22 protein-coding genes and 1 tRNA gene are annotated in these 25,034 nt (G+C 49.8%); 15 read left to right on the top strand and 8 right to left on the bottom strand.

Going from position 1 to position 25,034, the window contains the following annotated elements:
- Positions 1-150: 150 nt before the first annotated feature.
- From EA392_14755 to EA392_14740, 4 genes are all read left to right on the top strand, one after another.
- On the top strand, positions 151-1,875 hold the full coding sequence (locus EA392_14755; protein ID TVR36641.1) for a M61 family peptidase: 1,725 nt from the start codon (positions 151-153) through the stop codon (positions 1,873-1,875).
- A gap of 39 nt (positions 1,876-1,914) precedes the next feature.
- Entirely contained in the window at positions 1,915-2,445 is a 531-nt protein-coding gene (locus tag EA392_14750) for a hypothetical protein (protein TVR36640.1), read from the top strand.
- 58 nt (positions 2,446-2,503) lie between these two features.
- Positions 2,504-3,928, top strand: coding sequence for a DASS family sodium-coupled anion symporter (locus tag EA392_14745; protein TVR36639.1), 1,425 nt, complete (start codon positions 2,504-2,506; stop codon positions 3,926-3,928).
- 131 nt (positions 3,929-4,059) lie between these two features.
- Entirely contained in the window at positions 4,060-6,480 is a 2,421-nt protein-coding gene (locus tag EA392_14740) for a hypothetical protein (protein ID TVR36638.1), read from the top strand.
- A 63-nt stretch (positions 6,481-6,543) separates the two neighbouring features.
- Here EA392_14740 and EA392_14735 read toward each other — a convergent pair whose 3' ends face one another.
- Positions 6,544-7,299, bottom strand: coding sequence for a hypothetical protein (locus EA392_14735; GenBank protein ID TVR36637.1), 756 nt, complete (start codon positions 7,297-7,299; stop codon positions 6,544-6,546).
- Between the two features lie 85 nt (positions 7,300-7,384).
- The gene (locus EA392_14730) at positions 7,385-8,419 is read right to left on the bottom strand and encodes a pirin family protein (GenBank protein ID TVR36645.1); all 1,035 of its coding nucleotides are present in this window, start codon (positions 8,417-8,419) and stop codon (positions 7,385-7,387) included.
- Positions 8,420-8,568: 149 nt separating this feature from the next.
- On the opposite strand from EA392_14730, the gene EA392_14725 reads away from it, so the two are divergent.
- The 8 genes from EA392_14725 to EA392_14690 all read left to right on the top strand — a co-directional run bounded on the left by EA392_14725 (position 8,569) and on the right by EA392_14690 (position 14,736).
- Positions 8,569-9,699 carry a hypothetical protein gene (locus tag EA392_14725; protein ID TVR36636.1) on the top strand — a complete coding sequence of 377 codons (1,131 nt, stop codon included), beginning with the start codon at positions 8,569-8,571 and terminating at the stop codon, positions 9,697-9,699.
- Positions 9,689-10,705, top strand: coding sequence for an iron ABC transporter permease (locus EA392_14720; protein TVR36635.1), 1,017 nt, complete (start codon positions 9,689-9,691; stop codon positions 10,703-10,705). The genes EA392_14725 and EA392_14720 overlap by 11 nt, the downstream gene beginning before the upstream one ends.
- A complete protein-coding gene (locus EA392_14715) occupies positions 10,705-11,415 on the top strand; it encodes an ABC transporter ATP-binding protein (GenBank protein TVR36634.1) in 711 nt (236 codons plus the stop codon). The genes EA392_14720 and EA392_14715 overlap by 1 nt, the downstream gene beginning before the upstream one ends.
- Positions 11,416-11,418: 3 nt before the next feature.
- Entirely contained in the window at positions 11,419-12,222 is an 804-nt protein-coding gene (locus EA392_14710; protein ID TVR36633.1) for an SDR family oxidoreductase, read from the top strand.
- 493 nt (positions 12,223-12,715) lie between these two features.
- Positions 12,716-13,087 (top strand): hypothetical protein, encoded by a 372-nt coding sequence (locus tag EA392_14705; protein TVR36632.1) that lies wholly within the window; start codon positions 12,716-12,718, stop codon positions 13,085-13,087.
- 71 nt (positions 13,088-13,158) lie between these two features.
- Positions 13,159-13,590 (top strand): hypothetical protein, encoded by a 432-nt coding sequence (locus EA392_14700; GenBank protein TVR36631.1) that lies wholly within the window; start codon positions 13,159-13,161, stop codon positions 13,588-13,590.
- 5 nt (positions 13,591-13,595) lie between these two features.
- Complete coding sequence (locus tag EA392_14695) at positions 13,596-13,796, top strand: transcriptional regulator (protein ID TVR36630.1); 201 nt, start codon at positions 13,596-13,598, stop codon at positions 13,794-13,796.
- Positions 13,797-13,896: 100 nt separating this feature from the next.
- Positions 13,897-14,736, top strand: a complete 840-nt coding sequence (locus EA392_14690; GenBank protein ID TVR36629.1) for a 1,4-dihydroxy-2-naphthoyl-CoA synthase — start codon at positions 13,897-13,899, stop codon at positions 14,734-14,736.
- On the opposite strand, the gene EA392_14685 is transcribed toward EA392_14690, so the two are convergent.
- Both EA392_14685 and EA392_14680 read right to left on the bottom strand, forming a co-directional pair.
- Positions 14,733-16,382, bottom strand: coding sequence for a hypothetical protein (locus tag EA392_14685; protein ID TVR36628.1), 1,650 nt, complete (start codon positions 16,380-16,382; stop codon positions 14,733-14,735). The two genes, EA392_14690 and EA392_14685, sit on opposite strands and share 4 nt — an antisense overlap.
- The gene (locus EA392_14680; protein TVR36627.1) at positions 16,382-17,560 is read right to left on the bottom strand and encodes a glycosyltransferase family 4 protein; all 1,179 of its coding nucleotides are present in this window, start codon (positions 17,558-17,560) and stop codon (positions 16,382-16,384) included. The genes EA392_14685 and EA392_14680 overlap by 1 nt, the downstream gene beginning before the upstream one ends.
- 121 nt (positions 17,561-17,681) lie before the next feature.
- Here EA392_14680 and EA392_14675 point away from each other — a divergent pair.
- Positions 17,682-17,755, top strand: a tRNA-His gene (locus EA392_14675).
- 574 nt (positions 17,756-18,329) lie between these two features.
- Here the strand turns inward: EA392_14675 and EA392_14670 are convergent.
- The 3 genes from EA392_14670 to EA392_14660 all read right to left on the bottom strand — a co-directional run bounded on the left by EA392_14670 (position 18,330) and on the right by EA392_14660 (position 20,630).
- Positions 18,330-18,947 (bottom strand): YceI family protein, encoded by a 618-nt coding sequence (locus tag EA392_14670; GenBank protein TVR36626.1) that lies wholly within the window; start codon positions 18,945-18,947, stop codon positions 18,330-18,332.
- A gap of 35 nt (positions 18,948-18,982) precedes the next feature.
- Positions 18,983-19,456 carry a MarR family transcriptional regulator gene (locus EA392_14665; protein ID TVR36625.1) on the bottom strand — a complete coding sequence of 158 codons (474 nt, stop codon included), beginning with the start codon at positions 19,454-19,456 and terminating at the stop codon, positions 18,983-18,985.
- Between the two features lie 82 nt (positions 19,457-19,538).
- On the bottom strand, positions 19,539-20,630 hold the full coding sequence (locus EA392_14660) for a M42 family peptidase (GenBank protein TVR36624.1): 1,092 nt from the start codon (positions 20,628-20,630) through the stop codon (positions 19,539-19,541).
- A 46-nt stretch (positions 20,631-20,676) separates the two neighbouring features.
- On the opposite strand from EA392_14660, the gene EA392_14655 reads away from it, so the two are divergent.
- Together EA392_14655 and EA392_14650 are read left to right on the top strand one after the other, a co-directional pair.
- Positions 20,677-21,828: a tetratricopeptide repeat protein gene (locus EA392_14655; protein TVR36623.1), complete on the top strand. Its 1,152-nt coding sequence runs from the start codon at positions 20,677-20,679 to the stop codon at positions 21,826-21,828.
- The gene (locus EA392_14650) at positions 21,809-23,890 is read left to right on the top strand and encodes a hypothetical protein (GenBank protein ID TVR36622.1); all 2,082 of its coding nucleotides are present in this window, start codon (positions 21,809-21,811) and stop codon (positions 23,888-23,890) included. Before EA392_14655 ends, EA392_14650 begins: the two co-directional genes overlap by 20 nt.
- 62 nt (positions 23,891-23,952) lie before the next feature.
- Here EA392_14650 and EA392_14645 read toward each other — a convergent pair whose 3' ends face one another.
- Entirely contained in the window at positions 23,953-24,759 is an 807-nt protein-coding gene (locus tag EA392_14645) for a hypothetical protein (GenBank protein TVR36621.1), read from the bottom strand.
- Positions 24,760-25,034: the final 275 nt, after the last annotated feature.

Below are 25,034 nucleotides of genomic sequence, written 5' to 3'. Positions count from 1 at the left end.
GGTAAACCGGCAGGCAGGTAGTTCTGAGCTTCTCGCTCCTCCTATTGCATAAATTGGGCTAAACAGTTTTAAGTGCGTTTGCCCTGCCAGCTCTTGCTGTCCTTTCAGACCCCCGCTGAATGATTAATTTCGCCGCAAACAAAACACAGTATGCGCTATACCCTAAGCTATCCCGACGCTTCGCAGCAGTACCTGCACATTGCCATTCGTATTGAAGGTCTTCGCGGAATGGATGTACTTCCGCTTCAATTGCCTGCCTGGCGCCCCGGAAGGTATGAGCTGGGAAATTTTGCCAAAAACATTCAGCATTTTGAAGCGCAGACTTCTCGCGGCAAAGCCCTTCGGTTTCAAAAAGCCACCAAAGACTCATGGATGGTTCAAACCGATGGAGCAACGAGTGTTGTAGTGAAATACCGCTATTACGCCGCCGAACTCAACGCCGGAAGCACCTGGCTGGACGGCGATATGCTTTACGTCAATCCGGTAAACTGCCTCATGTATCGTCCTGATGCCATGCACAGTCCCTCTGTGGTTGAGTTAAAAGTTCCTAAAAATTACGAGGTGGCTACCGGGCTTGAGCTGGTCAGGAAGCACACCATGAAGGCTGTGGACGTGCAGCAATTGATGGACTGCCCGTTCATCGCTTCGAACAAGCTGCAGCACGACACCTACAAAACCGGCAAGTACCTTTTTCACCTTTGGTTTGCCGGTGAGTGCAAGCCCGATTGGAAGCGGCTGAAAACAGATTTTGCCGCTTTTAGCCAAAAACAGATAGAGGCTTTTGGCGATTTTCCCGTGCCTGAGTATCACTTCCTTATTTTGGCTCGGCCAGACAAGGTGTACCACGGCGTGGAGCACAGCAACAGCACGGTTATTTCGTTGGGGCCTTCCTATGCTTTGTTTACCGACGAGCGCTATTACGAGTTGCTGGCGGTGAGCAGTCATGAACTGTATCACACATGGAATATCAAGCAAATCAGACCGTTTGAAATGCTTCCTTACGACTTCACCCGCGAGAATTACTTCCGCACGGGGTATGTAGCCGAAGGAGTAACCACCTTTATGGGTGATTTGATGCTGGTGCGCTCGGGTGGTTTTAGTCAGGAGCGATTCGGCCAGGAGCTCACGCAATTCGCACAGCGCCATTTTGATAATTTCGGGAGGTTTCATCACTCGGTGGCAGAATCTTCGTTCGACATGTGGCTCGACGGGTACACCAAAGGAGTTCCCCACCGAAAAGTGTCTATTTACAATGAAGGTGCGCTGCTGGCCGTAATGTGCGATTTGATGCTGCGCGAAGCCACGGGAAACAAGCACAGCCTGGATGACGTGATGCGCGCCTTGTATGAGGAATACGCCCAACAGGACATGGGATACACCGAAGAGGCATACCGCTCGCTGCTCGAAAGATTTTCCGGGCGGTCGTTTAAAAAGTTTTTTGAGCAATATGTCAATGGCACTGCGGGAATCGAAAAGGATTTAAAGAAGTGTCTGCGCTACGTTGGCCTTGAACTGAAAACCGACCCTGCGAGGTTGTACCGCGAGCACGCCTGGGGCTTAAAGGCAGAGTGGAGTCAGGCGAAGTACACCGTAACAGATATCCATCCCGGTTCACCTGCTGAGCGTGCAGGGTTGGTGTATGGTGATGAGCTGTTGTACTTTAATAACTACCGGCTGGATTTCAACATTGAAGATTGGGCCCGCTATTTTGAGGGAGAGGGTATCATGAGTGTGAAGCGCGGGGCCTCGCTGGTACAGCTCCCCATCAAGCCCGACGGAAAAGTCTGGTACAAGAAATACACGGTAGCAAAGAACCGAAAGGCGGGAAAGTCTCAGCGGAAAAATTACGAGCGTTGGACGCACCAGAAGTTCTAGGTCAATTTTTTACTTTTAGCGCACCAAAAAACAACAACTATGAACTCTGAACACCCCTCTCAAGCACCTGATCTGGACAACGAATACCGCACTTCCGAATCAAAAATGCCGCCCACCTTTTTGTTGGTGTTGTTGGCGCTCACCGGGCTAAACGTGGTGTACAACCTTTTCTCCAACCTGAAAGACACCCTATTTGGCGGCGAAAAGTCGGTGAACATGGAAGCCGAGGTATATCAGGCCATTGATGAAAGCGGTGTGGATTTGAGCGATATGCCGCAATGGGTGATGACCGGCCTGATGGACTTTATAACAACTCTTTCTGCCAACATGGCCTTGATCCGTACGGTTGATATTGTTTATTATATTTTTTTGGGAGCAGCAGCCTTCCTCATGTTTAAGCTGCGGATGGTTGGTTTTTACCTGTATGTGGTAGTAAACGTGCTGGGTGTTTTGGTAACGCCGGTGCTCTACGGCTTCAACTTTATTGGGATTGCAATGGCCATCATGTATGCCATTATAGCAATCATTTTCATCGCACTCTACGCGGCCAACAGAAAGCACCTTTCTTAGCCAGATCTACTGTCAATCGCAATGAGTTCACTACCTTTGTCAGCGCTAGAGAGGTAGGATGTTTTACAACGACAGCAGGCGTGCGGCACTGAGATTGTTCAAGACCCTGAAGTTAGACTGGGTCTTCAATACCTCCTCTTTTACGGGCAATATGGCCATTGCCCTGCTTGTTACCTATTTTTTCAGGTCGCTGGGGCACGGTGATGCAGTAGATTACGTGTTCTTTCTTTCGGTGTTGGCCATTGGACTATGGATTACTGAAGCCATTCCCCCCTTTGCGGTAGGTGTTTTTCTGATCGGCGCTTTGTTATTTGGTTTTGGTACCGATTTCCTTTTTGAAGAAAGCGCACCCCCCGAGTTGTATGTAGGCACATGGACCAGCAACGTGGTATGGCTGCTTTTGGGTGGGTTTTTTCTCGCCAAGGCCATGAGTATTGTGCAGCTCGACAGATCACTGTTTCGGTTTACTGTGAAGCGGTTTGGTCAAAGACCCGAGCGTTTGCTTTTAGGCCTGATGATGACTACTGCGCTGGCCAGCATGGTGATGTCCAACACGGCCACCACCGCCATGATGATTTCTTCTATTGTGCCGCTGGTGCATAGCATCGGTAAGGAAGCTCCTTTCTCAAAAGCATTGCTTACAGGTATTCCGGCGGCGGCGTCGGTAGGAGGCGTAGGGACGATCATCGGCAGTACGCCCAACGCCATCGCGGTGGGAGCCCTTTCCGAGGTGGGCATCCAAATCACATTTGTAGAATGGATGGCGGTTGGTTTTCCGGTGGCGCTGATTCTTGTGTTTTTGTTTTGGCAGTTTCTCATTCGCAGGTTGCCCATCAAGCAAGCGGTTTTTGACCTCAGCCCGATTACGAGTAAAGATGATGAGGACCGACCCCAGCGCTCGCAAAGAATAGCGGTAATTGTTACACTTATCGTTACTGTTTCACTGTGGTTAACAGAGCCCATTCACGGCATACCAGTGGCGGCAACCTCTGCAGTGCCCATCGTTTTTCTCACACTTACCCAGGTTATCAATGCGGAACATGTACGCTCTTTGCCCTGGGATACGCTCATGCTGGTGGCTGGTGGATTGGCCCTGGGTATTGCGCTGGTGGATGTAGGTCTCTCCCAAATTCTTATGGATGAAGTGTTCAGTTGGGCCCTGCCACTCATTTTGCTGGCGTTTTTCTTCAGTTTAATAGGTGTGTTGCTGTCCAATGTAATGAGCAACACCGCGGCTTCTTCTATTTTGATTCCGCTTAGCGTGGCCTTGCCTGCTCCTTTTGGAATTGCCGTTCCGGTGATTGTGGCCATTTGCTGTTCCAGTGCATTGATGCTTCCGGTTTCAACGCCGTCCAATGCTATTTCCTTTGGAACAGGACTGTTACAACAGCGAGATTTTTATCCCGGTGGAATTTTCCTGGTGCTGGTTTCGCCGTTGATTGCAATCGGTGCTGCTATGCTCTGGTCGTTGTTCTACCTGTGATCTTTTTGTCTTGTTTTTTTCGTTGTAGGTCGCTTTTTTCGGAATATTCGTATTTTGCCGCTTCGTCCGGGCCAACCAACCGGTTGTTATATCCGGCGTCAAGGAGAAGTGAACCAATCTTACCAAAACGTATGAACCTGATAATGTTTAAATGTGCCGACCGCCTTGCGTTGGTGGTACTGGCATTTTTCCTTTTCTCTGCTATTGGCTCCTACGCGCAGATGACCATAGAGTTCGAAACCACCGAAAACACCAATTGTCTTGGCTCTGAATGCGACTACAGCGGCCCTGGGATTTTAATCAATGAACTGATGATTGCTCCCCTTTCGGGTGATGGATCACTCTGGGGTGGGAGCACTAATCAAAGGGCTGAATGGATTGAACTCTACAATCCGAATTTTTGTGAGCCTGTAGATATTTCCTGCTACTATCTGGGCAATAATGCGAATGACCCTTTTCCATACCCCGGAGGATATGTAATACCTGAGGGAATCGTGGTTCCACCGTCGGGTTTTGTGATAATTCGCGGAGTGAATGCGGCCCCTGTGCCAGCCAACTTGCTGGTTGAAAATGGTGGAAACACCATTGAGCTGGTTGTTGAAAACGATGCCAACATCACCGGACAGGTGTGTGTAGGTGGCGGGTCGCGACTTTGGTTTCCCAATGCGGGTGGATGGTTTGCTTTTTACGACAGTTTTGGAGAACCGCAGGATGCGGTTTCCTGGGCTAATTCGAGTAACGTAGAACAGCAACCATGCGTGCCGCCATTTCCGTCATGCCAGTCAGCCAACTCACTGGTGAGTTACAATGATTTCCCTGAAGACCGGAAAGAGTATGTGCTGAGTGTAAGTGCGGCTACGTTTCAAGGGCAAAGTATTCGGCGCTTGCCGGATGGCGGTACATGGTCTGGGGCGGGCCCCGCAACCTACGGAACCTGCAATGCCGAGTGTATAGACCCCGGAACCAGTTCGTGCAACGGTACCGCAACTGCCATTGTAACCGGAGGTGTTCCGCCATACTTGTATCAGTGGGATGATGCGCAGATCCAAACCACACAAACGGCTGAAGGATTATGTGCACAGGAATATTGCGTATCAGTGTTTGATGACACTGGCGAAGAAGTTTGGGCGTGTGTCACCATCACACAGCCGTCATATGAGACCGACGACAGTGCCAATATATGTGCTGGAGATGGCTTTACCCTTCCTGATAACACCGTTGTTTCAGAGGCTGGCACTTATCCTGTAATGTTGCAAACGGCAGGGGGCTGCGACAGTTTGGTGACGATAGAACTAACTGTTTTTCCGAGTTATTCTTTTGAGCTGAACCCAACCATCTGTGAGAACAATACCTATACATTGCCCGATGGTAATGATGTTTCGGAAGCGGGAGTATATACTGTGGTTTTTGAAACGATTGATGGTTGCGACAGCACTTATGTGGTCACGCTTGAGGTGGATCCTACCATTACTATACCTCAGAGCCCGGAAATTTGTGAGGGTGAGTCCTACACGCTGCCCGATGGCTCAGAGGTTAGCGAAGGTGGCCTGTACGATGTGTTTATTGAAGGAGGGGCTGATTGTGATACCCTCTATCAGGTAAATCTTACCGTGCATCCGTCTTACCTGATCCTGCTGGAAGCGGATATATGTGAAGGAGAGGTTTATCAGCTACCCGGTGGAACCGCAGCAAACCAAACAGGTGTGTATTCGATTTCTTTCATTACAACCCAAGGTTGTGACAGTATCATTGAAGTCTTTCTGAATGTGAATCCCCTCCCGGAACTCACCATTCCCCTTGCGTCAGCGTACTGTTTTGGAACGGGTACCATCGCGGTTAATCCGTTACCGGCGGGAGGAACCCTTACCGGGCCTTTTGTGGATGGTAACAACCTTAATATCAGCAATGCACCTCCCGGAAATTTCACCGTAACCTACGATTACACGGATGAGAACGGATGCAGCAACAGCACCGTGCATGAGTACAGCATTGCTCCACCCGTGTTTCCGGAGTTTACCTGGGAGTCGGGCTGTTTGGGTGTAGCCAACTTCACCAATCTCACCGACGATCCCGAACAGGAGAACAGTTACATCTGGTCTGTTGGCGAGGAAGACCCCACAGTATTTGCAACTTCTTTCAATGCCCAGCTTGATGTGCCGGAGTCAGGCTCCTATTTCATTACACTTACGGCCATCAACCCTGCGGATTGCCCTTACAGCGTAAGTCTTGAGGTGGAATTAGAGGCCGGTCTCGAGTTGGGAGCCTATCAGTTGCCAAACGTTATCACTCCAAACATGGATGGTATCAACGACCGTTTTGGGCTCATGCCCGAGGATGACGACTGCTTGACATACCGTATAACTTTTTTCAACCGATGGGGCAAGAAGGTGTACGAAATGACATCGCAGGGAGCACCATTTATGGGGCGCGATGAAAATGGAAATGACCTCGCTGACGGCGTGTACTTTTATGTGTTTGAATCTCCTCAGATTGATTGTAATAACCCTCTCTTTAAGGATCTGTGCAAAGGAAATGTGCAAATACTCAGGTAGATTTGAAATGGGATTCAGCTGATGCTCTATTGGGAGGTCGAAACTTTTATTCGTGCATGAGATTTACTGTTCAATCGCGTTTTCCTCAAAAACGTAATCAAACCGAGCAATGTCTTCTGCGTAAGCTTCAGCCACAAGCGCTACAAGTTCAGGGGTGTAATAATGCTGATATTGCCTGCGCCGGGTAGCATTTACATGGGGAAGACTAAGGGCAATATCAAGTTCATGCACAAGTCGCTCCTCTAATTCAGCGAGATTCTCAAAACGAGCCAGAAAATCTACGAGTAACTGACCGCTGTCATCAATGAGCCAATCGCTTTGAGGCCCACATTGACTCAGCTCCTTTACGTTGTACGGACCCGGCAAGGGCACAGGCATCATACGTGTAAAAGCGGGGTTTATACGCAGCACGGCCTTGTAAAACAGACGGAATATACCACCTGAGCCTCCGTTGAACACCGACCGATAAAAGGGGTGCTTTCTGAGTTGAAGTTTTCTGTGAACCAATCGTGCAAATGAATCAAAGTTCATCTTCTTGTCGAACTCCGTGTAGAAATAGAGTGAAACCAGCCTGTCCCAGGGGTTTCTTACCACCCCGAATTTGAAGGCCCTTTGATAGAACGCCTTATCAATGATGTTTACATCGAGAAGATAGTTTATGTCAATATGGCTGGTGGCGACGCCTCTTGTTTTGTCGGTAACCCCAAGCCCGGCGTGGAGAATAATCTTACGACAACCGTGCTCGCTAAGCGCTTGGTAGATACTGGAGCCCGCTGATTTGGGAACCCAGAAAAAGATGTACTCGCGGTTGGAACTCATTCTTCACTTTGGCTGAACGCCCAAAAGTATCGTTTTTTCAATGCTTTCCATGGGGTAGTGAGAGCGTTCGGAAGCGCAAAATGCCCTAACCCCTCACTTCCAGGAGGCCATCTGCGTGTTGAGCAAAGCGCCCCTTGCTTCGGTCGTGAACCTGGTCGGTGCGCGGCCAGGGCCAACCCCCAAAGCGGGTGCGGTGGTAATCGTCAAACGCCTGCTGAATCTCTGCTTTTGAGTTCATGACAAACGGCCCGTACTGAATCACCGGCTCGCCAATGGGTTTTCCCTGAAGCACCAAAATACCCGCTTCCTGTGTTCCGTTCTGAAGGACGAGTTTCTGATCAGCCTCTACCACCACGCGATGGTATCGGGGGATGGTTTTGCCCGCAATGTTCAAACCTTCACCCGAATAGTAGTACAGCGTTCGGTTCACACCGCTCGCAGCGGCCGGCATTTCCCAACGCGCACCCGCATCCATTTTGATGTTCCACACTGCAACGTGGTTTTCGGGGTCGGCGGCCCATGAGTTGGGTGGAGGAGCGGGCGCGCGATAGCCCGCTACTTCGCCGGCAATCACTTCTACCAACGTATTCAGTTGGTTCCCGTCGCAGTGGTTGTAATGCGGAATGTTCTCACTCCAGAACATGGCAAAATGCGGGTCGGTCATCTTGTTTTTACGCGGTAAATTGAGCCACACCTGAAACAACTCCAACGGATTTTCTTCATCTTTCTTCAATAGCGGAAACATTTCGGAATGTTGCACCCCGCTACCCGCAGTCATCCATTGCACATCGCCATCGCCATACCTACCTGCCGCACCGAGTGAGTCGGCATGGTCAACCATTCCTTTACGCACAATGGTAATGGTTTCAAACCCCCGGTGCGGGTGGCCCGGGAAACCCGGAACGACCTTGCCGTGGTACATTCTGAATCCGTCTTTGATAATGAAATCATCACCCAACGGGCGGTCGCTCACCGAAGATACCGGGCCCATGTTGTCGTTTCCCTTTGGGAAAAAGTCTTCGTGATGTGCGCAGAACAAAAAAGGATCAGATGTTTCCCATTGAAAGCCTAAGGGGTGAACAGATTTTACGGGGTGCGGAGGAGGTTGCACCTCTGGCATGGATTCTTTGCCCCAAACCAAACGCGGAAGCGTGATTAACGAAGCGGCACCCAGCGAAAACCGGGTGAGAAAACTTCTTCGTGGAAGTTTGTTATGCGACATGTTTTCTGTGTTGAAGTAGCTAAGTTACAAAACAAACTTAGGCTCGCATGGTTCACTTTTGGCATCGTGTGTACCTTAGCACCATGATGATTTTTTGGCGGCTGGTTCTTTCAGCACTGTTAATCAGTTCGGTATGGGGGTGCAGTATTTCGGGGAGAATGGATTCCTGCGGTGAGCTTATTCCCAACAGCTTTGCCAGAGGTTTTGCGCTGTACGATTGTGGCGCGGATACCTTGCTCGTTCTTTACAATCCGGATAACCGCCAGGACACGCTTTTTACCTGGCGCTCCGGCAAGCCTCTTGAACGACTTGCCAGCATTTCTACCACCCATGTTCCCTACCTGCGCGCTTTAAACCGCATGCATTGGCTCGTAGGCATGGGTGCAGATGCCTATGTGCGCGATGACAGCCTTAAGGCCATGCTGAAGAGCGGAAGTGTGAAGCGCATATCCGTTGGAAATGAGTTGAATTTTGAGGTGACGATTGCCAGTAATCCCGATGCTTTACTGGTGTATCCCTATGGGAACACATCGTATGATGCCTATCGAGAGGCAGGTATCCTTGTGGTTCCCATCTCCGAGTATGCAGAGCAGCACCCTTTGGGCAGGGCTGAGTGGCTCAAGGTATTTGGTTTGCTTACCGGAAGCTGGGAACTCGCCCTGGAGCACTATGACGAAATGGAAGCCGAATACCTGCTCTTTCGGGATGCCCTGGCCGAGGAAGCAGAGCGCCCCACCGTGTTTGCGGGAAGTTATTACAAAGGCCAGTGGGCCGCGCCCTCGGGTGAGAGCCTGATGGCGCAGTTGCTGGCCGATGCTGGTGCAGAATATGCTTTCGCTTCGCACCAAGGCTCAGAGAACATATCACTGGATTTTGAAAAAGTACTTGCCAGCATTGGAGGTGCTGATTTCTTCGGAAAAGTTCTGCACCACAAAGGCGCAGTTACCCGCGATGCATTGATGGAAGAGCAGGAGCGATTCCAACTTTTATCGCGGTTTGAAGATGGACGCATTTTCTACTGCAATACCGCCGAGCGTGATTACTTTGAGCGTGGGGTGCTGGAGCCGCACCTGATGCTCCGCGATCTGGGGATGATTTTTCATCCGGAGCGTATTGGTCCTCACCCGGTACATTACTTTGAGACCCTCCAACCCGTGGATTCATCCGATGAGCCGTAATTCGTCATTTGTATGGATGGCCGGAGCAGCAGTTTTTCTCTGGTTGCTAAGCATTTCGCTGGGGTCTGTCTCCATTCCATTTGGTGAGATTATCCGCATTTTTATGAGCCACGGAGCTCCCGATATGAGTCATCACCTCATTATCTGGCAGTCGCGATTGCCATCTTCCATTACGGCCATTCTTGCCGGTGCGGGTTTGTCTGTAAGCGGTTTGATGCTTCAGTCTTTGTTCAGAAATCCGCTCGCGGGGCCATCGGTACTGGGAATTTCTTCGGGTGCGAGCCTTGGGGTGGCCATTGTGGTGTTGTTTCTGGGAGGCGCCATGATTCCAGGATGGGGGATGAACCTGGCTAGTGTGGCGGGAGCCCTTGCAGGAGCCTTGTTGATTTTGGGAATTCTGCTGTTGGCGCTCAAGCGCGTAAACAGCAATGTTACGCTGCTCATTCTCGGACTTATGTTGGGCTATGCGGTGGGTTCGGTGGTGTCGATTCTTGAGCTGTTTGCCACGAAAGAGTCCTTGCAACAGTTTGTTTTTTGGGGATTTGGGAGTTTTGCCGGACTGTCGTGGCAACAAGTTGGATTGCTTGCGCTGGTGGTGCTCCCGTCCATTTCATTAGCCATGTCGTTGCTAAAACCCATGAATGCATTGGTTTCCGGCGAAACCTTTGCCCGCAGCGTGGGTGTGGACGTGCAGCGAGTGAGGGTACAGATCATCATCCTCACCGGATTGATTGCAGGTGTGGTAACGGCTTTTTGCGGCCCAATTGCTTTTTTGGGCATGGCGGTTCCGCATCTCGCCCGTTGGATATTGCGCAGCAGCGACCACCGCTTACTGTTTCCAGGAACCTTGTTGCTGGGTATCGTAACCGCACTCGCCTGTGATTTGCTGGCGCGACTTCCTGGTTTGGACTGGATGCTGCCCCTCAACGCAGTAACCGCGCTGCTGGGCGCCCCTGTGGTACTGATTATCATTTTGAGAAACCGACGATTGGAGAGTCATTTCTGATGCTGGAAATCAAAAACATATCGGTGGGCTATCCGGGCAAGAAGATCCTCGGAGATGTGAGTGCTGTGGTTGAAAACGGTGCATCCATTGCGCTGCTCGGGCTCAATGGTACCGGAAAAAGTACCCTGCTCCATTCCCTAGCCGGAATACTGCCCTTACTGAGTGGATCCGTGGTATTGAATGGCGAAGAAATAACCTCACTATCCAACAGAGAGCGCGCACTCCGAATGACCTTTATGACCACCGAGCGTTTTGGGGGTGGTAATTGGACGGCCGGCGAAATGGTTGAAATGGGGCGCTATCCTTACACGGGGTTGCTCGGTCGTTTGAGTGAGCGCGATGCGGAAGTGGTGGAAAGTGCCATGCAGCGCTGTGGTGTGTATGCGCTTCGAGACATGAGGTTTGATCAATTGAGCGACGGACAGCGACAACGGGTGCTGATAGCCCGGGCGCTGGCGCAGGACACTCCCGTGGTGTTGATGGACGAACCCACCTCGTTTCTGGATGTGCGCGGAAAAGATGAGGTTTTTGCCCTCCTCGCCGAACTCAATGAGCGTATGGTGGTTTATTCCACACACGAAATTGAAAGGGCCTGTGAATCGGCTTCACTGTGTTGGGTGATTGACGACAAAGGTGCTGTTCACACCTATGTGCCTCAGGGAGGAAATGCTGTTTTGGAGGTGCGATCACTAATGGGAATCAAATCGTAGCGCATGGTTGATGTTTGTATTGTAGGTCTCGGGTGGTTGGGTAAAGCCCTTTACGAGGAACTCGCTTCTCGCGGAAAAAACGTGACGGGCTCTCGCACCTCGCAGAAAGGTGTTGATAGTTTGGTGGAGGAAGGAATGCGAGCTTTCAGATTGGTGCTTAATCCGGAGGTAGAAGGCGAAAGGCTTGAGGAGTGTTTGTCTGCAAAGGTGTTGGTTATCAATATTCCGCCGGGTAGGAGAGACCCTGATGTAGAATTGCGCCATCCTCAGGAAATTTCCCATTTGTTGAACAAGGCCCTCGAATTTGGGGTGGAGCAAATCATTTTTGTGAGCAGCACTTCGGTTTTTGGATCGGTAAAGGGCTCGGTTGACGATGATGCGGTTCGACGTCCTGATACTGCTTCAGGGCGCGCATTGCTTCGTTGTGAGGATTTGTTGATGAAAAAAACAGGAGGGAAGGCCTGTGTTGTGCGCTTTGGAGGTCTTTACGGGCCAGACAGACACCCCGGCCGTTTTTTCGCAGGTCGCAAGGACGTTCCTTCCGGCGACGCCCCCGTGAACTTCATTCACCGTGAAGATGCTGTAGGAGTAATTGTTCATTTGATAGAGAACCAGGTACACGGCGCGGTTTTAAACGCATGTGCCCCCGCCCACCCACCCAAAAAAACCTTCTACCACCGCGCCGCTCTTCATGCTGGTCTCACACCACCACAATTTTTGTCCGGTGGAGGCGATGAGAAAGAAGTGCGCTGCTCGTGGTTGCAGCGCCAAGGGTATGTGTTTGAGCGAGCCGGGTTGGAGATGTGAGCTGGTGGTCAGAATGAGATAAAGCACTCAAAAATGAAATGGCGGCTCAAATCCCCGCCACCGTCATGCGGATGTCGGTTCCCGCCAGCGAGGTGGCGCCGATAAACCGAATTTTGTACATACCGACATTTTGAACGTCGGTGCTGGGGTGGGTTTACACAACACACCCCTAATCCCTCTCGGAGAGGGGAATGCGTAAGCCGCCGGGAGCGGCGAGTTGCATTTCTCGCTAATCAATTTGGTAATAAGCAGACTTCATTTACGCGGGCAGAATTTCGTCCGTGAGATGAAAAGTTGATGCCGAATAAACAGCTATTCGCGCACGCTTCCCTCGCGAGGGAAGGGCTGGGGATGGGTCGACTGAGTGCAGAACAACCCCACAAATTCTATTCAAGATCTTAAAAAGTAAAGAAAACTTGACAAAAAGAAAAGTATGTATTACTTTTGAGGCGGTTAACCACTTTTTTAGTTATTCACTTAAATCCAATAAACGATGAAAAAACCAATTTTAATTTTCGGAATTCTTGTTTTAATGGGAGGAATCTTTGGTATTTCTTGTACCAAGAATGCCCCAGAAAAACAGGAAGTAAAAACAGAGAAGGCATCTGATGAATTTGAAAAAGATCTTCTCTACTACCTGACCATGCTTGACGAGAATAATCATTTGCTGGTTCAGGAAAAAGCCGGTGAAATCCAAACGATTATCGTGGCTCAAGAAGCACCTGCTAGTTTTCGGGCAATTGTTTGCGAAGGTTCTGGAATATCATTTGCCCGTTGTGTACAACAATGGTTGGAGGATAACCCGGGAAGATGTCTCAAAATCTATGAGGATGGCGGGACTTACTACGCTGATGATGATTGTTAGTGTGTAAATTTCAAGGAGAATGGCTTCTCGGAGCTATTCTCCTTTTTAGTACTTTCAGAAAAAATCAGAATATGAAAACAGTTCCTTTGCTTCCCCATCGACTGAAATGGCTCGGATTGATGCTTACGGCGTTTGGACTTTTGATAGGTTCGGCAGCCATGTACCTCGATGTAAGGCCACAATGGCTGGCGGTTGAAACCCATCCCGAAATGCCTTTTATGAACACACAAAACCTCATTGACGAGATAGCTTTGTCGCTAATCCTCATTGGGCTGATGGTGGTCGCATACTCGCGTGAGCGAATCGAAGATGAGTTTGTTGCGAACATTCGTTTACAGAGTCTATTGTGGTCCTTCGCAGTGTATTATGCCATTGTACTCATCAGTGTTTGGATATTTTTCGACGATGCATTTTGGTCGGTGATGATATACCATTTGTTCATGCCATTGTTGTTTTACGTAGTGCTGTTTCGATTGAATTACTGGCGCAAAATGAAAAACTGAGGACCATGAAGAATCATTTAAAAGTTGCGCGGGCAAAGCACAATTTGACCCAGGCCGCACTGGCCGAAAAAGTGGGGGTGAGTCGTCAGGCTATCAACAATATCGAAAAGGGAAATTTCAATCCATCCACCTTGCTGGCCTTGAAAATGGCGAGCGTGCTGGAGGCTTCGGTGGAGGAGCTGTTTGAGTTGGAGCCTGGAGATTAAAGCCTGGTTCGATTCGGGAACGGGTCTGCCAAAACATTTAGCTATTGGAGGAACACTGCTAAGTGTTAGATTTGCTGCGCCACTTAAATAATGACCTACCATGAAGCCTGAATGGACCACCGTCAATGAATACGAAGACATCACCTACAAAAAGAGCGGGGGCGTGGCCCGTATCGCATTCAACCGCCCCGAAGTGCGCAATGCCTTTCGGCCCAAAACCCTTTTTGAACTTGAGCAAGCCCTGATCGATGCGCGCGAGGATGTCAGGATCGGAGTTGTGCTTCTCACCGGCGAAGGCCCGGCCAAAGATGGCAAGTATGCGTTTTGCTCAGGCGGCGATCAAAAAGTGCGTGGAGCACGTGGCTACGAAGGCGAGGACGGTGTACAACGCCTCAATGTGCTCGATATTCAACGCCTTATTCGCATGATGAGCAAAGTGGTGATCTGCGTGGTGCCCGGTTGGGCTGTGGGCGGCGGACATAGTCTGCACGTGGTATGCGACATGACCATTGCCAGTAAGGAACACGCTATTTTTAAACAAACGGATGCCGATGTGGCCAGCTTCGACGGTGGATACGGCTCGGCCTACTTAGCCAAACAGGTAGGGCAGAAACGGGCGCGTGAGATATTCTTCCTCGGAAGAAATTACTCGGCTCAGGAAGCCTTTGAAATGGGCATGGTAAACGCAGTAGTGCCCCACGCCGAGCTGGAAGAAACCGCATGGCAGTGGGCGCAGGAAATTTTAGCCAAAAGCCCCACGGCGATTCGTATGATTAAGTTCGCGTTTAACCTTACCGACGACGGCATTGTGGGCCAACAGGTGTTTGCCGGCGAAGCCACGCGCCTCGCATACATGACCGAAGAAGCCGAAGAAGGACGCAACGCTTTTCTCGAAAAACGAAAACCCGATTTTTCAAAGTTCCCCTGGTTGTCACTTTAGCCGGAAGCCATTCCGAGCCTCGACTTTAATCGTCGCCAAAACTTTGCCCGTGAAAACCGGTACCGTTTGCCGTCTATGATGGTGCGTGTGCCGTCGTAATCAGCCAGCGTGTGAATGCCCTCGCCGTAGGGTTTTATCGGATTAAGCACACGGACTTCGCGCTCTGCATAGGCCTTTTCGCTGATTTCGAGAATTTCAAAAAGTACGATGCGACCACCATAGGTTGCGCTGCAATCCTGTGCCGGACGATACCAATGGTCGTTCGCTTCAAACACATTGCCCGCAGGTCGCGAGCTTCGCACATCCCATTTTACAGGATTGTTGGTGTGCGCCTCAAACGGCCCCATGGGGTGATCGGCGTGAAAGAGTTCCAGTGCGTAGTTGGAGCGCTCACGGCGCGTACAGAAAATCCACCACCTGCCCGAAATCTCGCACAGCGTGGCGTCAATCACCCGAATATCGTGCAGCAATGTTTTGAAAAATGAAAAGCCTCGTTGGGCGGGATTCCACTTAAACACGTCGAGGCGATTGCTTTCAAAACACTCAGGCATGCAGTAAGTGTCTCCTTTAAAACGAAACACAAAAGGGTAGGAGCGGTGGTGATTGCTGTCTGGTAGCACCTTGCGTGCTTCGCCCTGCTCGTTCACGGCCAGTATTTCTCCACGACCGCTTTCATAGTTGTAGGCCTCGCAGAGAATCAGCTTTTCTTCACCGTGATGCAGTCCAAAAGCATCGGCCCGAAAATCATTGGCACTTTGCTCTGGCAGCCATTGGGCTTCAGTATAAAGGCCTTTTTCGGGAATGTCGGCGACGGCCTGGTTCAGCACCGCCACGTTCCATTGCTCGGCTTTAAACAGGTCGTTCCAGTGAAAGAGCAAGCGGTATTTCACCGATTTCAACAACCACAACACCATGGTGAAGTTTCGCGGAAAACGATACACTGGAGCCTCGGTCGGGGCTGATTTGCAATCGTTCAGGTTCAGCACGCCGTTGAGCACGTCGCGCGCTACCTGGGCCGGCCAGAGGGCGGTGTGTTCCAGCAGCCGATTGTGCGTTTCGCTGAGCGAGTGCAAGGTCACAGGAAAATGGCCCTTTTTGAGCACGATGCCGCCGTCGAGCTTTTCGGTAAGCCGTTGTAAAATACTACCCACCACTTTTTTGCCGTGCAGAATTTCCCAGAAAGCAGGAGGTCCACCCCGGTAGAACTGCTCGTCGCCGTGGTGAAAAGACCAAATGCCGAACGGGGCAACATGCAGCACCTCACCGCGCAGAATGTTGAAACCAAAGCGCAACAGCACATCAGGCTTGTGCGCGCGGATGGCGTTGAGGTCGTTTTCTGAGAAAAAGGTGCTTCCTTTTTGCTCCACAGCCTGCACCCTGATCAGCGGTAGTTTTTGCAGCCATTCGGGCGTGGATTCGCACAACTGTTTAATATGCAGGCGCTTGAGGTACCAACGGTAAAGCACGGTAGCATTCAGTTTCGACCAGAATGATCTGGCGGGACTTGGGTTGCTCTCCACAGGTAGAATGCCCACCACAACTTGCACCCCCGACACGGTTTGAAGCTCTTCCACGGCGCGTACCTGCCATGCCTGAAGGTAGAGCCCGTTCAGCAACAAACCCACGCGCATTTCTTTGGGGGCCATCAGTGGTTCAGAAGGTTTTGGTAACAGTTTCGGTAGGCGCTGAGCACTTCATTGGCGCTGAATTGCTTGCGGATGTTTTCGCCCAGTTTTTCGGGCGGGTAGTTTTGATAGTTGCTCATCATTTTGAGCAGTGCGGATGGGAGTTCGCTGTCGTTACCGGGTTCTACCATCAGTCCGTAGGAGGGTGCAAACCACTCTTCAGGGCCCCCACAGCGCGTTACAACAACCGGTTTTCCTGCTGCTATGGCTTCGGCGCTTACCATCGAGAAGGTTTCTTTGTAGCTGTTGGTAACAAGAAAGTCAATGGTGGGCAGAAATTTGAGCACTGCTGCGTGTTCCATTCTGCCGTGAAAGGTGCAAAGGTCTGATATTTTCAGCGATGCTGCCAGCGCTTTGAGTTTTGAACAATCAGGACCATCGCCCACAAGATGAAAATGAAAAGGCTTGCATTCCGGCCGAATGGCAGCCAATGCCCGAAGCGCACCACTGAAGTTCTTCACCTCGTCCACTAAATCGCCCACCATAGCCACTTGAATCACTTCATCCGTTGATGGTTGGGGCTGTAATTCCGGAAAAACGATGAGGTTGGGAATCACATGGATGTCCATACGCCCCGAGAGTTTGTGCAAGCCACCCGCCAGCGCCTGGGAGACGGCCGTTACCTGTCCGGCTTCGGAAATGAGCTTCTTGTTGATCATACGCTTCAGTGGCTGCCTGGCGTAGGGCTTTTCGTCCAGGAACTCAGAGCTGTGTTCGGTAAGCATCCACGGGATGCTCCATTTGCGGCTCAGCAGGCGGGAGAACCACACGGCGCGGATGGTGACCTGCGCGTGAATGAGGTGAGGTTTTCCACGTTGTTCCCTGACCAGCCCGGCTCCGCGCATAAGGGCTTTGTAGTAGCGCAAAAAGTTCATGAGCTTGCGCAGGGGTAACCAACCCAACTGTGATGAAGCGTAGGGCACCTGAACCTCGAGAAGGTTTCCGTTTCCTTCAGTTCTGATGGCCCCGGGCTCATTTTCCGGCACCGGAAAAACCACGCTCACCAACTGCTCCTGAGCCAGTGCCCGTGCATAAGAACGGATAAACGACCCGTTTTGCGGATCGGCGGGGTGGGGGTACCATTTCGGTATAATCAGAATGTGGGCGTCGTGAGCCTGCATGCGGCGAAAAATACGCATTAACAGGCTACTTTTTTGGCGCGTTTCTTGGGATTGTTGCGGAGGAAAAGTCTATATTTGCGCTCCCGAATTGAGCGGCTTCGAGCGTAAGCGCATGTTCGACCGGAAATTTTCTTACATGGTGGTTGTAGCTCAGTTGGTTAGAGCGCCGGATTGTGGTTCCGGAGGTCGTGGGTTCGAACCCCATCTTCCACCCTTAAAACCCTCCCTTGGTGGAGGGTTTTTTTGTGTGTTACCACCACGTCTGGCCTTTTAAGTTATCTATTGCTGTCATTTCGACCGGAGTGCTGAGGAACGATGCACGGAGTAGCCTGCCCCGAAGAATTTCGGGGGAGAAATCTCATTCAATTCACACTTCTATCTCATAATAGATTTCTCCGCTACGCAGCTCCTGGCGTCGCTGCTTCGGTCGAAATGACAAAACACTAATAACCAGAAATAAAAACTCCGTTCAGCGTAGCGTCTCGCTATGCTGACATATTCAAGGCGTCCCCGCCTGCTTTTTATTACCGATTGTGAGCCACGAGAATCCACGCCAAATCCTTTTCAACCACACCCCCTTGTCATTTCGACCGGAGTGCTGAGGAACGATGCACGGAGTGGAGAAATCTCTTTGAAACAGAGACTTGTTTTTCCTCAAATCACCGTTCTCAATGAGACTTCTCCGCTACGCAGCTCCTGCCGTCGCTGCTATGGTAGAAGTATTCCAAAACAAAAAACCCGCTTCACCTTTCAGTGAGCGGGTTGGATGTTTTTGAAACAACGGAAATTATTTCTTCTTCTTTGCTTCAGCCATCATGGTAAATTCAAGCTCTACATCGTTGTAGATCACTTTGTCACCGAGGTTGTCGAAAAACGAAGATGACCCGTAACGAACGTCGTACTTGGAGCGGTCAAAAACCAGCTTACCCATGGCTTGAGCGTTGTTCCCATCATCGCGGTAGCGGAACTCAAAAGAAACAGGCTCGGTTTTGCCTTTGATCGTGAGCGTTCCACTGGCTGTATAGGTGTTCGCATCGCGACCGCTTTTAAAGTCGTTCAATTTGATTTCAGCGTAAGGATGGGTTTCTACGCCAAAAAAGTCATCAGACTTCAGATGACCAACCAACTTGGCATTGGTTTCGGCATCGGTAAGATCATCGCACGATATGGAGCGCATGTCAACCTGTACATAGGCAGATTTCAGCATGCCATCGCTGCCAAGTACCATATTGCCCTGACGCACGTTTACGGTGCCGTAGTGTGAACCGGTTACTTTTTTACCTGTCCATTTAATGTTGGACTCTGCAGGCAACACGGTCATTACCGTTTCATTTACTTCCACACCACCCGCTATGGTTACAAGCGATAGAGCAAGGGCGAAAGCGCTGAGCATCATCTTTTTCATGTTTGTTGTTTTAGGTTATCGTTTTTGGATTGAATTCATTCATCAAGGTTCGGGCCAGCATTGGAGCGCAGCTTATCAAGAAGGAGGTTAATGGTTGCCGCTTCCTGTGGACTGAGTTGCTGAAAGGCTTTGGCTGCTTTGCCTACGTTTTTATTCGCCTCCTCCAGCACCGAAAGTCCCGATTCCGTTAACTTAACATCTACCTGACGGCGGTCGTGCTGGCAAACTTTGCGCTCAACCAGGTTCTTCTGACGAAGTTTCTCAATGAGGCGAGAAGCATTGGACATCTTGTCAAGCATACGCTCACTGATCAACGAAACAGGAGCAGGTTCTGGATATTGGCCCTTTAAAATGCGCAGTACGTTGTATTGCTGTGTTGTAAGGCCTAACGGTTTCAAAGCTTGAGCGTTTATGCCTAAAATCCAGTTACCGGTGTAAATAAGGTTTACCACCATTTTTTCGGTCTCGCTCCGAAAAGTAGTCTGCTGGATGGCTTGTTCAATTTTCATGTTGCAAATGTATGTACCTACATTTAATGTAGCAACAAATAGATGTTAAAAATTCTTTTTCCCGGCTTCCTGAGCATGGCTTTTACTTGATGTACTTGAAATCCTGTCCGGTCTTGAGTGCTTTGAGGCTGTTGAAAATCAGTTTAATAGTGTTTTCTACGTCTTCTTGTTGTACCATTTCTACGGTGGTGTGCATGTACCGCAACGGAAGTGAGATCAGTGCAGATGCCACCCCTTTGGCGGAGTAGGCAAAGGCGTCGGTATCGGTTCCCGTGCTGCGGCTTACGGCCGCTCGTTGAAATGGAATCTTGTTTTTCTCCGCTGTCTGGATGAGGTGTTTCAGCAAGTTGTTTTGCACGGCAGGTCCGTAGGTGAGTACAGGGCCCTTTCCCGAATGGATATCGCCCTGCACAATTTTATTGATCATCGGAGTTTGGGTGTCGTGGCACACATCTGTAATAATGGCCACATTGGGTTCAATGGTTCGACTCATCATTTCCGCACCGCGCAAACCTATTTCTTCCTGCACTGCATTCACGATGTAGAGCGAGTAGGGGAGTTTCACTTTTTTCTCGCGAATCATGCGAGCCACTTCGGCAATCATAAATCCGCCAATGCGGTTATCCAGCGCCCTGCCCACGTAGTGCTTTTTGTTCAGCACCATAAATTCATCCTCAAAGGTCACCACGCAGCCCACGTGAACACCCAATTCAGCTACTTCATCGGCTGAGCGAGCACCAATGTCCACAAAGATGTTTTTCATGCTCGGGGATTCTTCTTTTTCACCTCCTAAGCGCGTGTGAATGGCAGGCCAGCCGAAAACACCTTTTACCATTCCCTTGTCCGTGTGGATATTTACGCGCTTACTGGGAGCAATCTGGTGATCCGATCCACCATTACGGCACAGGTAAATCAAACCCTCTTTGGTGATGTAATTCACAAACCAGCTGATTTCATCTGCGTGCGCTTCAATTACTACCTTATACTCGTGTCCGGGATTGATGATGCCCGCCACAGAGCCATAGGTGTCGCTGATGTACTCATCTATATAAGGGGTCAGATAGTTTAGCCAGTATGTTTGGCCCGCTGTTTCGAAACCGGTGGGTGACGCGTTGTTAATATACTCTTCTAGAAACGCTAATGATTTTTTGGTAAGTATGCTTTCTTTGGCCATTGAATGCTAGGGGTATATATGGTAAGTCCGCCAAATGTAGCAATTAATGCGTTACTTTAAGGCCGTCCGTTGTATCCCTGAGAACACACTTCTCGTATTAGTGTTCAAAGAGCAAAGCATGAGGTATCGGTTGGTCATTTCCTTTCTTCTCTTTCTTGCGTTAGAAATCAACGCGCAAGACACCACTTTTGTTGAGCTTCAGGCCGACACTGCCGTAGTTGATGTACCCGGTGTTAATACCACTGAAGCAGCCATGCGTTTCAATGAGGGAGTGGCTCTTTTTGGTCAGCGAAAATTGAAAGAGGCGGTCGAAATGTTCACTCAATCCATTGAAATCGATTCATCTTTTGTGCGGGCTTATGTAAACAGGGGTTCAGTTCTGTTGGAAATGAACCAACCGGATGCAGCCGAAAGGGATTTCCGCGTTGCCATCAACCTAAACGACAGTGCCGATGCAGCCCACTATGGCCTTGCGCGCATACTCGAATCCCGCGGCGACGAGGAAGGTGCCTTCCATCATTACAGCAAGGCCATTGACTACAACCCGAATATGGCGAGTTACTACTACCAGCGTGGAGTAATCTATTTTCAGAAGGAGGATTACCTCAATGCCCAACTGGATTTTACCCTGGCGCTCAGGGTTGACCCCGATTTTGGTTATGCATACAACGACCGGGCAAGCTGTCATTTAAAAATGGACAACCTCAAAGCTGCCATTGCCGATTATGAAGAGTGTTTGAAACGCCTCCCTCAATTTGCCCTGGCCCACAATAACCTCGCTTCGGCCAAACGCAAACTTGGACTCAAAGATGAAAGTATCCTGGATTACACGCAGGCCATTCGGGTGGACCCAGACAACCATGTGGCCATTAACAACCGTGGATATACCTTCTACGAATTGGGTAAATTGCCTGAGGCTCTGGCCGACTTTGAACTCGCGCTTAGCAAACAATCTGATTATGTGCTGGCTTTGAACAACAAGGCCTCTGTACTCATTGACATGGAGAACTGGATTGAAGCAGAAAAAGCACTCAATCGCGCCATTGAACTGAACAAGGAATACGCTTACGCCTATTTCAACCGCGGCATTGCTCGCGAAATGCTGCGAAATATTGAAGGCGCCTGTGCCGACTGGTCGCGGGCTGCAGAACTGGGAGTTAAAAACGCAACGAAGTACTATGAAATGGTTTGCGAATAGTTGGTTGCTCACAGCGCTGTGGGTGTTGCTGGCTGCTTTGCCGTTGGCTGCGCAACAGGATGTGCCCTTTGAGCGGTCTGCTTTCCCCGATCAGCGAGATGGCTTGCGTGATGCTAGAAGAGCATTGCAGGAAGGAGACAGGATTTTGGCAACCGGCAATGAACACCAGCTTCGGGATGCCATCCCGTTTTTTGAGGCAGCATATGACTTTAATCCCAATAATTCTGAGGTCAATTTCAAGCTGGGCTTGTGTTACCTGCATTCCTTTACCAAACCTCGTGCGCTCAGGTATTTCAAAAAAGCCTTTGAGCTGAACCCCAATGTGCACGATCAGGTACATTATTACCTGGCGAGGGCTTATCACCTGAATATGGACTGGGATAAAGCAATAGAACACTACAAACTTCATCGAAATCAGTTGGTCTCCAGAGGTCAGCAGGAAGAGCGAGAAAAAGTAATTCGCCACATTGAAGAATGCAGCAACGGACGTGAATTGATGAAAAACCCCTTGCGCGTGTGGATTGACAATATGGGGCCCAATATCAACTCCGAGTTCCACGATTATGCGCTGGTAATCAATGCGGATGAAACGCGATTGATGTTTACCTCGCGCCGTCCGGGAACCACCGGCGGCAAAATTGATCCCGATATCAATGACTATTTCGAGGACGTGTATATCTCACAGTTTATTGAAGGACAGTGGACTCCCGCCCGCAACATGGGTGATGATTTCAATACCGATACCCACGATGCTTCGGTGAGTATGTCGGCCGATGGGCAGACTATTTTCCTGTTTCGTTTCAACAGGCGCACCAAAGGAGATATTTACGTTTCAACCTTGCGGGACGACGGTTACTGGACCAAGCCCGATAAACTCGGAAAACCCATTAACAGTGATGCCCACGAGAGTTCTGCGAGCCTTGCTCCCGACAATCGAACCCTGTATTTTGTGAGCGACCGCGACGGAGGTCAGGGTGGGCGCGATATTTATGTTACCCGCTGGGACGAGCGTCGGCAGCGTTGGGGCGAAGCGGAAAACCTCGGGCCGAGCATCAATACCCCTTACGACGAAGAAGGTGTGTTTATTCACCCGGATGGCCGCACCTTGTATTTTTCTTCTGAAGGTCACAATTCAATGGGCGGAATGGACGTGATGTACAGCACCCTTCGGGATGATGGCACATGGACGGTGCCCAAAAACATGGGGTTTCCCATCAACACACCCGATCACGATGTGTTTTTTGTACCCGCCGCCAATTCGCGTTTTGCCTATTTCACCAGTGTAAGAGAAGAGGGCTTTGGCGGCCGCGACAATTACCGTGTTACCTTTCTGGGAGAGCCCAAAAAACCGGTGCTCAATGCAGAGGACAATCTGATAGCCAGCTTGTCGAAACCCATTGCAGAAACAGTGGTTGAGGCGGCGGTTGAAATCAAAACCAATTCGCTGGCTATGCTCCGCGGACTGGTACTGGACGACGATTCCGGTCAACCTTTAAAAGCCACCATTGAACTCACCGACAACAGCACCGGCGAGGTGGTTGCAGCCTTCAGCTCAGAAGGTCCTACCGGTAAATACCTGGTGACGCTTCCTTCGGGCGTCAATTACGGAATTGCAATGGAGGCTGAGGGTTATCTCTTTCACTCAGAGAACTTCAACATTCCTGCCGACGCACAGTTTAAGTCCTATAAAAAGGACATTCGCCTCAAGAAAATTGAGATTGGAAAAGCTGTTGTGCTCAGGAATATTTTCTTTGACACCAATAAGTTTGAGTTGCGTCCGGAGTCTAAATCTGAGTTGGAGCGCCTGGAGGCCATTTTGGTTGAGAATCCGCAAATCCGCATGGAAATTTCCGGCCATACCGATAGTGACGGCAGTGCGCAGCACAACCAAAAACTATCGGAAAACAGGGCCAAGGCGGTGGTTGATTTCCTCATATCGAGGGGTGTGGATAAAAGCCGCCTGGTGTATGCCGGATACGGACAGGATCAGCCCATTGCCTCCAACGACACGGCTGAGGGTAAGCAGCAGAACAGACGTACTGAGTTTAAGATTATTGAGTAGGGGTGAGGAAAAATATCCTGCCAAACCGGTATCAAATATCCTCGTGACTACATCTTTGGACTTTATCTGCCCTGCATGGCATTACCTGCTCCAATCACAAAGATGTATCCACCAATCATAGAAACGGTTCCTGCGCCCAAGAGAGTAAAACCTGGCACCTCGGAATTTCTCATGGTGGAAGTGAGGACCATTATACCGGCTGCAGACAAAACGAAACTGCCAAGCATTAGTGATCCAGCTGTTCTTAACTTCTTTCCTGCTTTAAACCTCCAGTCATCCGGTTTTTCCCATTTGGAGTCTAAGAAATTCCAATGGGGGTCGTTACCTAAGGGTATGCGACCGGTTTTTAATTGATAGGCCTGAGCGTAGTCAAAATCTGTGTTGAAGAATTGTTGTCTGGTTGGTTGCCCAAACATAGAATCACCCTTGGTCGTACTTTTCTTCAAGTCAAAAGCCACGTAAAACACATCTCGCTTGTTGATGCTCAACAGCTTTTCAGGATTTCCTTTGAGTAAATAAAAAATCTCGCTCTTTTCTTCCTGTTTGGTGCCGATTCGTTGGATATTACATTCAATGCTATCCAATGTTGTTTTCACGATTAAATCATTTGCTGTAAATGGTTTAACTTCCAGATTTTCATTGTAATATTTTGGCCGCAATTGCCATTTTTTCTGGGTGAAGTAGATTTTCTCGGCAGGTAGGGTTTTTAAAGAATCCTGAAGTTGGTAGGTGACTTCAAGTTTGCCGGCCTTTTTGATATCACACCAAATACTGTCGAGTTTGGTGGTTACAATCAAATCTTCTCCCTGTGCAAAGGATGATATGCACCACAGGAATGAGAGAGCGAATAGGAGTGTTTTTTGCTTCATTGGTTATCAGATTCTTGGTATGAAGCAAATATAATTTTCCCGTTGGTTTTTTCCTAACCGGTTTAAATTCCCGAATTTAAATTCAGCCCTGCTTTTACCAAACTCATTTCTCACAAGCGACTATTGATCAATAGATAAAGCCGTGTGTTAAACACCCCAGCGTAGCGTCCGGCTACGCTTAGACTAACCGGGCGTGCTGGCCTGAAAAATCTGAAATATAGATTAAAAAATTTTCAGCTGGATTGCTTGCGCGATCCAGATATGTTGGCCCTTGT

It is taken from the genome of Cryomorphaceae bacterium (genome assembly GCA_007695365.1).
Taxonomy (GTDB): domain Bacteria; phylum Bacteroidota; class Bacteroidia; order Flavobacteriales_D; family SKUL01; genus SKUL01.
Note: the sequence above shows the minus strand (reverse complement) of the source record. Positions and strands in the feature narration are given on the sequence as shown.